The sequence below is a fragment of the Microbacterium sp. SA39 genome (genome assembly GCF_000967865.1).
Taxonomy (GTDB): Bacteria; Actinomycetota; Actinomycetes; order Actinomycetales; family Microbacteriaceae; genus Microbacterium.
This window is the reverse complement of record NZ_JXRU01000012.1, coordinates 1-10,121: the sequence shown is the minus strand read 5'-3', so window position 1 is coordinate 10,121 and position 10,121 is coordinate 1. Positions and strand designations below refer to the sequence as shown.

Here is a 10,121-nt window from a genome sequence, read left to right as displayed (position 1 = left end):
AGCGTGGGACATGAAGGCCTCCTGAGTGCGGAAAGTGGTTCCTAGACAGCTCCACTCTCGCAACAGGAGGCCTTCACCTATCCGCAAATCACACGCGATTCACGCAACAACGTCCCTGGACATCACAGCTAGTCGGCGGCGGGATCGTCGGGCGAGCCGACCCGGATCGACGCCGAGCCGTCCGGCAGGATGACGATCGTGCCGTTGACCTGGAACGGCACGTCCTCGGACACCTCTTCAACGGTTCCGTCGAACAGGGACTGGATCTCCACCTCGACGTGGGCGACGGCATCCGTCGTGGGGATCTGCCAATTGCCGCCGTCGGGAACCACTGTGACCTGGGGCTGCGCCGTGATCGACCACTTCGGCGGCGAGGTGATGCGGTTCCTGACCTCGAGGCCGAACGGGCAGGCGGCGGGAAGCAGCACCTCCTGCGTCGTGCACTGGGTGAGGAACTCCTCGACCCGCTTCTGCACGACCGCGACGAACTCGTCGGTGGGCGTCGTCTGCACGTCGAGCGGGGTGACGGCGAGGGGAGCGTCGGCGAGCACGCCGTTGCCCGAAGACGTCGCGATGGCGGTGTCGACGGTGACCGAGTAGAGCCCGGGGGTGAACACCAGCAGGGGCAGCGGGTCCGATGCGACCGCGTTCACGCCATCGGCCGACACCTGGCGCCGGTCGACCTCGAAGCCGTTCACGGCGAAACGGTCGGCTCCGCGCACGGTGAGCTCGACCACGGCCAGCGGGCTGGTCGTGAAGCGCCAGTTCGGCGTGACGCCGGCCCAGCCGTCCTGCTCGATCAGAAAGGTGGTGCTGCCCGCGTGGCCGGCCGCCTTGTAGCTGACGGTCACCTCGGTCCTGCCGTCCGCGGGCTTCTCCGATTCGATCTCGACCTCGGTCAGCGGGGCGAGCGCGGCGTGGCGGAGCAGGGCCTCGGATGCCGCCGCGTCGATGCCGACCGCCGCGAGGGTCTCACGGTCGACGGCGACACCGGGGATGCGCAGGGCATCGGCCGCGCGTCCTGCGGAGAGCAGGTCCAGGTAGCGGGTCACGAACGCCGAGGGGCCGTAGAACTGCTGGTAGAGCGTGGCGCCGCCGGCGCCGAGCGCCGCGAGCAGGAGGACTCCGACGAGGGCGAGCATGGTCAGATCAGCGCCGAGGCGGGCGCGCCGCGGCGCCGCTTTCTCGGCCTGCTGCATGGCGTCAGTCTAGGAGGGCGTCCTGGGACGACGCCGAGCGTCGGCGGCGTGCGACGGATGCCGGGACGTAGCATGGGTGGGCGTCCGTGTCCGTCCGCTTCCCCGTGAGAGAACCGTGTCCCTTCCCGCCCTGTCCGAGGAGCAGCAAGAGCTGTTCCGGCTCATCGAGGACACCAGCGAGCACGTCTTCATCACGGGACGCGCGGGCACCGGCAAGTCGACGCTCCTGCAGCACTTCGCATGGAACACGAAGAAGCAGATCGCGATCTGCGCTCCCACCGGCGTCGCAGCGCTGAACGTCGAGGGGCAGACCATCCACTCGCTGTTCCGTCTGCCGATCGGTCTGATCGGCGACGCCGACATCGACCAGAACGACGCCACCCGCCGCATCCTCAACGCCATCGAGACGCTCGTCATCGATGAGATCTCGATGGTCAACGCCGACCTGATGGATGCGATCGACCGCTCGCTGCGCCAGGCCAGGGGGAGGCGCGGAGAACCCTTCGGCGGCGTGCAGGTCGTGATGTTCGGCGACCCGTACCAGCTGGCACCCGTTCCTCCGCGCGGCGACGAGGCGCGCTACGTGCAGGATCACTACCGCTCGTTCTGGTTCTTCGACGCGAAGGTGTGGGCAGGGCCGTGGACGGGTTCCGGCACGCGGGCCGAGGCGCACGGCTACGGTTCGTCCGACCAGGACGGTCTCTTCGCCGTCGACACCCGGGCCGAGCTGCATGTGCGCGAGCTGGTGAACATCCACCGGCAGTCCGACGACGGATTCAAGGCGATGCTCAACGCCGTGCGCTACGGCCGCGTGACCGCCGAGATCGCCGGGGTGCTCAACGCCCAGGGCGCCAGGACGCCCCCCGACCCGGAACCGGGCGAGGTGCCGATGATCACCCTCGCGACCCGCAACGACATCGTCAACAAGATCAACAGCCAGCACCTCGTGGCGCTGCCCGGCAAGGAGCAGACCGCCCGCGCCGAGGTCAGCGGTGACTTCGGCCGCGGCGAGGCATCGCTGCCCGCGGAATCGGAGTTGAAGCTCAAGGTCGGCGCGCAGGTCATGTTCCTCCGCAACGACACGGCGATGTCGGGAGAGCCTCCGCGCTGGGTGAACGGCACGATCGGCACGGTCATCCGCATCCTCGGCGGCGCGGTGCGCGTCGACATCGACGGCGAGGAGGTCGACGTCGAACCGGCGGTGTGGGAACGGTTCCGCTACGCGTACGACCAGAACACGAAGAAGCTGTCACGGGACGTCGTGGCCGAGTTCACGCAGTTCCCGCTACGGCTGGCCTGGGCCGTCACGATCCACAAGTCGCAGGGCAAGACGTACGAGCGTGCCATCATCGACCTCGGCTCGGGGGCCTTCGCGCCCGGGCAGACCTATGTGGCCCTGAGCCGGCTGACATCCCTCGAGGGCCTGTATCTGTCGCGGGCGCTGCGGCCAAGCGACATCCGCGTCGACGAGGACGTGCGGCGGTTCATGCGGGAGGCGTGGCTCGCGAAGTCGACCCCGGAGCTGCCGACGGGCTAGCGGTCGAGGCGTTTCGTCTCGCGTAGACCTGCACTGAGCGAGCGAAGCGAGTCGAAGCGTCGCTCAACGACCGGGGGAGTCTCAGGCGGCGACGCGGGCGCGGTCGAGGTCTTCGAACAGCTCGGTGTTGAAGCGGTAGGCGAGGAGCACCTCGTCGATCACGCGCTCGCGCTCGGCGTCGTCCCACGGCGCGGCATCCAACTGTTCGCGGTAGACGTCCTTGAAGGCTGCCGGGTCGGCGATGTCGTCGAACAGGTAGAAGCCGATGCCGTTGGTCTCGAACCCGAAGCGGCGGGCCATGATGCGGCCGATGAAGATGCCGCCGGAGAGATCGCCGAGGTAGCGCGTGTAGTGGTGTGCGACGAAGCCGCCCGCCCAGGTGGCGCCGACCTGACGGATGCGCTCCACGTAGCGCTCGGTGGTCGGCAACGCGGTGATGCGCTCCCGCCAGTCGGTGCCGACGAGGAATTCGAGATCGGCCTCGAGTGCGGGGAGGCGGGTGAGCTTGTCACTGAGGAACACGGATGCCACGGGATCCCGCCGCATCCGCTCGCCGGCGCCCTCGAGCGCCTCGTAGATGAAGTAGTGCTGCGAGACGAGGGAGATGTAGTCCTCGCGCGATCCCTCACCCTTCAACAGATCGGACATGAAGCCGGCGCCCTCGCTGCGGGAGTGCGACCCGGAGGAGCGCTCGCGCAGCGCGGCGGAGAAGGAGAGGATCTCAGGCATGCGACCAGTGTAAGGCTTACCTAACCTCCGATGGAACCCGCAGTTCCGCGCTACGCGTGCGGGCGGGGCTCGATCCCGAGGCGGGCGCAGGCGGCGTCGTACAGTGCGACGACCTCGCGCCGCACGTCAGGGCGATCATCGATCGGACCGCCGGGCCAGGGCACGCGCAGTTCCGAGGTCGCGCCGTCGCGGGTGATGTCCCACACGCCGCCGTCGCCGTCGAACCCGGTCATGACGGCATCCGTGATGGCCGCACCGGAGGGTCCGGCGAAAGCGCGCGCGATGAGCAGATTGTCATCGGTGTGGTCGCCGTTCATGTGGCGGAGGACAGCGGTGATCACATCGGATTCGAAGGCATGGGGCACATTCACACCTTATGCGCGCGCCGAACCGGGCATGCGGATGCAGACTTTCAGCATCGGCGTTCTAGACTCGGGAGACACGTCTTCGGGGGTACTTTCCATGCAGCATCTCTCGTCGCGCCGGTGGCGCGCCGCCATGGCGGGCGCCGTCGTGCTCGGTCTCGCTCTCGTCGGATGCTCGCCGGGGGAGTCGTTCACCTACACTCCGCCCGCGCAGGTCGAGGGCGCGCTTCCCGATGACAGGGTCGCCGCCATGCAGGCGGCGGTCGACAACGCGGTCGCGGCATCTGGCGCCTCCGGGGCGATCGTGGGCGTGTGGGTTCCGTGGAGTGGTACCTGGGTGACCGCGAGCGGCACGCAGGAGCGCGGGAGCGATGTGCCGCTCGACACCGAGATGTCGTTCCGCATCGCAGACGTGACGCGCCTGATGACCTGTGACGTGCTCTACGCCCTCGCCGACGAGGGAACGGTCGAGCTCGACGCCAAGGTCCCGAAGTACGTGTCGGGCGTCGCCGACATGCAGGACATCACCCTCCTCGATCTCTGCAACGGCACGAGCGGCGCCGGTTCCTCGGAAGCGACCGTCAAGAACGCCTGGCTGAACACCCCCGAGCGTGTCTGGGCGCCTCTGGAATTGGCCGGCTACGGCTTGGGCCGCGACAGGGTCGCGGCGCAGACCACGTTCCGCGACTCCGATTCGGGATACCTGCTGCTGGGACTCGCGCTCGAACGGGCATCCGGCATGTCGGCTGCCGAGCTGATCGCGGAATACGTCACCGAGCCCCTGGGCCTGCCGAACACGTCCCTCCCCCGTCCGGCGTTGGCTCCGCCCTCAGACGGCCCCGTGATGAACGGCCACTTCCTGAACGTGGCTGAGGGCGGCTACAGCTGCGAGGCGCCTGTCGACATCACCGAGCTCTCGTCGAGCTCGGGCTTCACGGATTCCGGCGTGGTCTCCACGATCACCGACCTCGGCCGCTACGCGCAGGCCGAGGCGGCGCAGGCGCTCCGCACCGAGGAGAAGCCGGATCGCTTCGCGGCGCCTCTCCCGGTCGCCGCCGATGCGCCGTCCTGGCTGCAGGCGACGGGCGGTGCCTACCTCGTCGGCTCCATGGTCGGACAGCACGGCTGGACTCCCGGTTACGCGACGTCGGCGTACTCGGACCCGACGACCGGATTCACCGTCGCCGTCGCGCTGAACGACTCCACGGCCGGAGCCCTGTTCGCTCAGTACCTCTCGTGGGAGCTCGCGGCGATCGCGTCGAAGGCACCGGCGGCCTCCGGGCAGACCGCCCCGGAGTTCGGTCTGCCGTTCACGGCCGAGCAGTACCACCAGGCGATCACGGATGCCGCCCTGGTGTGTGTGCCTCCGCCCGTGGAGTGATCCGCCGCCGATCCGGCAGAACGAGGGGACGACGGCGATGGCGATCATCGACAACGCGATCTACGTGAACGGCGTCCGCACCGAGAATCCGCAGAGCCTCAGCGAGACGTTCGAGCGGATGCGCGAGCGCGGCGGCATGAGCTGGATCGGACTGTATCGTCCGAGCGAAGAGGAGATCCGCGCGGTCGCCGACGAGTTCGGCATCCACGTCCTCGTGGTGGAGGATGCGCTCGCGGGGCATCAGCGTTCGAAGCTGGAGCGCTATGGAGACGTGCTGTTCATGGTGCTGCGTCCGGCGCGCTACCTGGACGCCTCGGAGGAGGTCGAGTTCGGCGAGGTGCACATCCTCGTCGGTCCTGATTTCGTCGTGACGATCCGGCATGCGGAGTCGCCCGACCTCGGACGCGTCCGCAGGCGGTTGGAGGGCGACCCGACGCTGCTCGCGCACGGGCCCGAGGCGGTGCTGTATGCCATCCTCGACGAGGTCGTCGACGAGTACGCGCCCGTGCTCGCGGGTCTCGAGAACGACATCGACGAGATCGAGAGTCAGCTGTTCGAGGAAGACGTGGATGCCACTCAGCGCATCTACGACCTCGGGCGGGAGGTCATCGACTTCCAGCGCGCGACGCAGCCGCTCGCCGGGATGCTGGATGCTCTGCTGCGCGGCTCCGACAAGTACCGGGTGAGCGAGGAGCTGCAGAAGTACCTGCGCGACGTCCTCGACCACACGCTGCGCGTGACCGATCGCGCGACCACGTTCCGCACGGTGCTGGACAACGCCCTCGCCGTGGAATCGACCATCGTCGCGCGTCGGCAGAACGAGGAGATGCGGCGCATGACGGAGCTGAGCATCCGCCAGAACGAAGAGGTCAAGAAGATCTCCGGGTGGGCGGCGATCCTGTTCGCGCCCACGCTCGTCGGCACGATCTACGGGATGAACTTCGACCACATGCCCGAGCTGCATTGGGCGCTGGGCTATCCCATGGCGATCGCCCTGATGGTCGGAATGGGCTTCGGCCTCTATGCGATCTTCAAGCGCAAGGGCTGGCTGTAGCGCGTAGCCCTCAGGCCGTCTCGTCGTCGTCGGTCTCGACGCCCGGGCCGGGCCCGGGGCGCACCGGAGCGTCGGGGGCGATGTCGATGCGGGTGTTGCCGTCGTGCTCGCTGACCTCGATGCGCGGGGCCGCGTCGGCCTCGGTGGCGTCGGGCGCGGCGGTCAGCTGGTCGTGACGCTTCTCTTCGCTCGTCATCTCGTCTGCGGATCCGTGCTCAGGCGTGGTCATGGTTCTCCTCGGTGGTGTCGGTGCGAGTGGTGTCGGTGTGCGTGGTCTTCGTGGCCGCGGAGCGGTTCCGACCCCAGCGTGCGAGCAGGAAGAGCACGACGCCGACCGCGAGCAGGATCGCGCCGAACAGCCAGACGATCGGCCGCTGCTGGGTCAGGAGCAGGATGCAGGAGGCGACGCCGAGGACGGGGACGAAGGTCCACACGCGGAAGTGGTCCTGGTCGACATCGTCACGTCGCAGCACCAGCACCGAGACGTTCACGCTGAGGAAGACGAACAGCAGCAGCAGGACGACCGTCTCGGCGAGGGTCGCGAGGTCTCCGACGAGGGTGAGCCCCATCGCCACGAGGGTGGTGGTGAGGATCGCCACCCAGGGCGTCTTGCGATTGGGCAGCACGTGGCCGAGGGCAGCCGGCAGAAGGTCCTGTTCGGCCATGCCGTAGGTCAGGCGGCTGACCATGATCATGGTCAGGAGCGCGCCGTTCGCGACGGCGACGAGCGCGATCAGGCTGAACAGCCAGGACGGGATGTTGACGCCCGTCGCCTCGACCACGGCCAGGAGCGGACCGGACGATTCCTGCAGTTCGGATGCCGGCAGGGCGATGGAGCTCGCGAGTCCCACCAGCACGTACACGGCTCCGGCGGTGGCCAGGGCCCCGAAGAGCGCGCGCGGGTAGGTGCGCCGCGGGTTCTTCACCTCTTCGATCATGTTCGCCGAGGTCTCGAATCCGACGAACGAGTAGTAGGCGATCACGGCGCCGGAGAGCACCGCCATGCCGACGCTCGTGCCCTCGGGCGCTTGCGTGACGCGCGACACGTCGCCGCCGCCCCCGCCGACGAAGATCGCGACGACGGCGATCACGATCACCAGTCCGCTGAGCTCGATCGCCGTCATCACCAGGTTGGCGCCCATCGACTCGCGGATGCCGCGGGCATTCAGCAGAGCGACGACGGCGAGGAAGGCGATCGCCACCGGGATCGCGGGAAGGTCGATGAAGGTGCCGAAGTAGTCGCCCGCGAAGGCGAGGGCGAGGCCCGCCGCGCTGGTCACGCCCGCGGCCAGCATGCTGAAGCCGACCAGAAACGACACCATCGGGTTGCGGAAGGCGCGTTCCGCGAAGACCGCGGAGCCTCCGGCGCGCGGGTACTTCGTGACGAGCTCGGCGTAGGAGCCTGCCGTGAGCAGCGCGAGCAGCAGAGCGAGCAGCATGGGCGCCCACAGCAGGCCGCCGACCTTCTCGGAGAGCACGCCCATGAGCGCGTAGATGCCGGCGCCCAGCACGTCCCCCAGGATGAAGGCGAACAGAAGAGGGCCGGTGATGGCTCTCCGCAGGCGGGTGGGAGCCTCGGCGCCTGGCGCGGTCTCAGTCGTCATCTTCGAAAACTATGGTCTCCGCCGAGTCCGGGCGACGGGGTTGACAGGTCGGTGACGATCACGATCTTGCCGGTCGCGTGGCCGGCGATCGAGCGGTCATACGCCTCGCGCACGTTCTCGAGCGGATGCACCGAATCGATCGGGAGCTCGATCGCGCCGTCGGCGAGCAGGCCGGCGATCAGCGTCAGCTCACGCGTCCGGCATCCGCCGGCTGCGCGCACCTCGTCGACGAGATCGCCTCCATAGGCGAGCGGATGGATGCCGAGACGGCGCAGCATCGCATGGTTGCGGGCGCTGGCGGTTCCGAACACGCGCGCACCGCGCAGCACGCAGAGCTGTGCGGTGAGGATGCCGACGCCGCCGGCCGCCCCGCTGACCAGCACGACGTCTCCCGCCGAGATCCGCTGCGATTCCACACTCGCGACGGCCGTGCGCCCGACCACGTTGAGCGCGCCGGCGACGAGGAGCGAGAGGCCGGCGGGTACACGGACGAGTGCAGCCGGTTCGATCACGAGATGATCGGCCTGCGCCTCGTGACGGAGCCCGCCGAACACCCGCTCGCCGAGCCGAGGGCCGCGATCGTTCCCGAGAAGTCGTACCCGTTGCCCGACGGCAGGCTGCGTTCGTAGGGGTCATGCATCGGCTCGCCGCTGAACGGCTTTCAGTCGACGGGATTCACTCCGGCTGCAGCGACCCGCACCAGAACCTGGCCCGGTGCGGGAATCGGAACCGCCCGGCGCTCGATCTCCAGCACTTCCTGCCCGCCGAAGCGGTGGAACACCACACGTCTGGATGCAGCATCCGTCGATTCGGGGGTCACGGAGGACAGCCTAGAAGGCTAAGACAAGCCCCGTTCGTCGCCCTGTCAGCGTGATCTCCTCATCCCGATGGCGGTGACGGCAGCACCGACCGCCGCGAGGATCGCGGCGCCGATGAATGCGGCGGAGTATCCCTGAGTCAGCTCCACCCGCGTCGGGTCCGCACCCGCGACGCCCGAGACGATCGCGGTCAGAGCGGCCAGCCCGAGTGCGGATCCGATCTGGTAGCTCGTGCTCACCAGTCCCGAGGCCACACCGGTCTCCGCCGGCGGCGCGGCGTTGATGGCGGTGCCCAGCGAGGGGACGAACGCCAGCGACATGCCGAGAGCCGCCACGAGCGACGCGGGCAGGACGTCGATCACGTAGCTGCCGTCGGGGCGCACGAACGCGAGCCAGGCGAGCCCGGCTGCCAGCAGGAGAAGACCGCTGACGATCAGTGACTTCGCCCCGAACTGCGCCTGCAGACGCGGCGCGAGCGCGACCATGACGAGTACGACGAGGCCGGTCATCGGCAGGAGAGCGGCACCGCCGGCGAAGGCGCTCGCCCCGAGCACCTGCTGCAGGTACAGGTTCAGGAAGAACCACATCGACACCCAGGCCGCGCCGAGCAGGAGCTGGGCGCCGTTCGCCGCGCCGAGCAGAGGCGTGCGGAGCAGCCCGAGGCGCAGCAGCGGGTTCCGGCTGCGCGCCTGGATCAGGAAGAACGCCAGCAGCAGGACGATGCCGGCCGTCAGCAGACCCACGGTGGACCAGCTGAGCCAGCCGACCTCGGGAGCGTTGACCACGGCGTAGACGACGACGGCGAGTCCGCCGGTCACGGTGAGGGCGCCGCCGAGGTCGATCGACCCTGTGGCTCTGCGCGGGGTGCGGGGAAGGGCGCCGGCGGTGAACGCGAGGACGAACAGAGCGATCGGGATCGTGACGTAGAACACCCAGGGCCAGCTCACGTATTCGGTGAGCACTCCGCCGAGGAAGACTCCGGCGGTCCCGCCGATCGGTGCGGCCGCGCCGTAGACGGCGAACGCCTTCGGCAGGTCGGGTGTGCCGCCGAACAGCATCATCAGCAGGGTCAGCGCCGCGGGGGCGATCAGAGCGGAGCCGGCGCCCTGGATCGCGCGACCGGTGATCTCGAGCCCGACGTCTCCGGCGGCTCCGGCGAGCACCGAGCCCACGATCAGGACGATCCAGCCGCTCACGAAGATCTTGCGCGCACCGAACACGTCGGCGAGGCGGCCGCCGAGCAGGAGGAGGCCGCCGAACGCGACGACGTAGGCGTTGAAGACCCACGACAGCGATTCCGCGGTGAACCCGAGGTCGCGCTGGATGTCGGGCAGCGCCACGCCGATGATCGACGTGTCCATGATGACGACGAACTGCGCGGTGGCGATCAGTATCAGCCCGAGCCAGCGCTTGGCGGGGGACAGGGGTGGGTGG

General features: G+C 68.8%; 11 protein-coding genes. 3 read left to right on the top strand and 8 right to left on the bottom strand.

The window, feature by feature from the left end; all coding sequences use genetic code 11:
* Positions 1-128: 128 nt before the first annotated feature.
* Positions 129-1,199 carry a hypothetical protein gene (locus RS85_RS00200; RefSeq protein WP_046011400.1) on the bottom strand — a complete coding sequence of 357 codons (1,071 nt, stop codon included), beginning with the start codon at positions 1,197-1,199 and terminating at the stop codon, positions 129-131.
* Positions 1,200-1,314: 115 nt separating this feature from the next.
* On the opposite strand from RS85_RS00200, the gene RS85_RS00195 reads away from it, so the two are divergent.
* Positions 1,315-2,736 carry an ATP-dependent DNA helicase gene (locus RS85_RS00195; RefSeq protein WP_046011399.1) on the top strand — a complete coding sequence of 474 codons (1,422 nt, stop codon included), beginning with the start codon at positions 1,315-1,317 and terminating at the stop codon, positions 2,734-2,736.
* 81 nt (positions 2,737-2,817) lie between these two features.
* On the opposite strand, the gene RS85_RS00190 is transcribed toward RS85_RS00195, so the two are convergent.
* Both RS85_RS00190 and RS85_RS00185 read right to left on the bottom strand, forming a co-directional pair.
* Positions 2,818-3,465: a biliverdin-producing heme oxygenase gene (locus RS85_RS00190; protein WP_046011398.1), complete on the bottom strand. Its 648-nt coding sequence runs from the start codon at positions 3,463-3,465 to the stop codon at positions 2,818-2,820.
* 50 nt (positions 3,466-3,515) lie between these two features.
* A complete protein-coding gene (locus tag RS85_RS00185) occupies positions 3,516-3,830 on the bottom strand; it encodes a DUF2470 domain-containing protein (protein WP_046011397.1) in 315 nt (104 codons plus the stop codon).
* A 97-nt stretch (positions 3,831-3,927) separates the two neighbouring features.
* Here RS85_RS00185 and RS85_RS00180 point away from each other — a divergent pair, with 97 nt between their 5' ends.
* Entirely contained in the window at positions 3,928-5,211 is a 1,284-nt protein-coding gene (locus RS85_RS00180) for a serine hydrolase domain-containing protein (RefSeq protein WP_046011396.1), read from the top strand.
* A 37-nt stretch (positions 5,212-5,248) separates the two neighbouring features.
* A complete protein-coding gene (corA, locus tag RS85_RS00175) occupies positions 5,249-6,265 on the top strand; it encodes a magnesium/cobalt transporter CorA (RefSeq protein ID WP_046011395.1) in 1,017 nt (338 codons plus the stop codon).
* Between the two features lie 10 nt (positions 6,266-6,275).
* Here corA and RS85_RS00170 read toward each other — a convergent pair whose 3' ends face one another.
* From RS85_RS00170 to RS85_RS00155, 5 genes are all read right to left on the bottom strand, one after another.
* Complete coding sequence (locus RS85_RS00170; RefSeq protein WP_046011394.1) at positions 6,276-6,494, bottom strand: hypothetical protein; 219 nt, start codon at positions 6,492-6,494, stop codon at positions 6,276-6,278.
* The gene (locus RS85_RS00165) at positions 6,481-7,869 is read right to left on the bottom strand and encodes an APC family permease (RefSeq protein WP_046011393.1); all 1,389 of its coding nucleotides are present in this window, start codon (positions 7,867-7,869) and stop codon (positions 6,481-6,483) included. The genes RS85_RS00170 and RS85_RS00165 overlap by 14 nt, the downstream gene beginning before the upstream one ends.
* Complete coding sequence (locus tag RS85_RS00160; protein ID WP_046011392.1) at positions 7,866-8,381, bottom strand: zinc-binding dehydrogenase; 516 nt, start codon at positions 8,379-8,381, stop codon at positions 7,866-7,868. Before RS85_RS00160 ends, RS85_RS00165 begins: the two co-directional genes overlap by 4 nt.
* Before the next feature lie 149 nt (positions 8,382-8,530).
* Positions 8,531-8,689 carry a hypothetical protein gene (locus RS85_RS19640; RefSeq protein WP_160298598.1) on the bottom strand — a complete coding sequence of 53 codons (159 nt, stop codon included), beginning with the start codon at positions 8,687-8,689 and terminating at the stop codon, positions 8,531-8,533.
* Positions 8,690-8,734: 45 nt separating this feature from the next.
* A partial coding sequence (locus tag RS85_RS00155) for an MFS transporter (RefSeq protein ID WP_235282285.1) occupies positions 8,735-10,121 on the bottom strand: 1,387 nt, incomplete at its 5' end.

Coding starts and splice junctions, on each gene's coding strand:
- RS85_RS00200 (WP_046011400.1), bottom strand. CDS start 1,199: ATGCAGCAGGCCGAGAAAGCGGCGCCGCGGCGCGCCCGCCTCGGCGCT.
- RS85_RS00190 (WP_046011398.1), bottom strand. CDS start 3,465: ATGCCTGAGATCCTCTCCTTCTCCGCCGCGCTGCGCGAGCGCTCCTCC.
- RS85_RS00180 (WP_046011396.1), top strand. CDS start 3,928: ATGCAGCATCTCTCGTCGCGCCGGTGGCGCGCCGCCATGGCGGGCGCC.
- corA (WP_046011395.1), top strand. CDS start 5,249: ATGGCGATCATCGACAACGCGATCTACGTGAACGGCGTCCGCACCGAG.
- RS85_RS00170 (WP_046011394.1), bottom strand. CDS start 6,494: ATGACCACGCCTGAGCACGGATCCGCAGACGAGATGACGAGCGAAGAG.
- RS85_RS00165 (WP_046011393.1), bottom strand. CDS start 7,869: ATGACGACTGAGACCGCGCCAGGCGCCGAGGCTCCCACCCGCCTGCGG.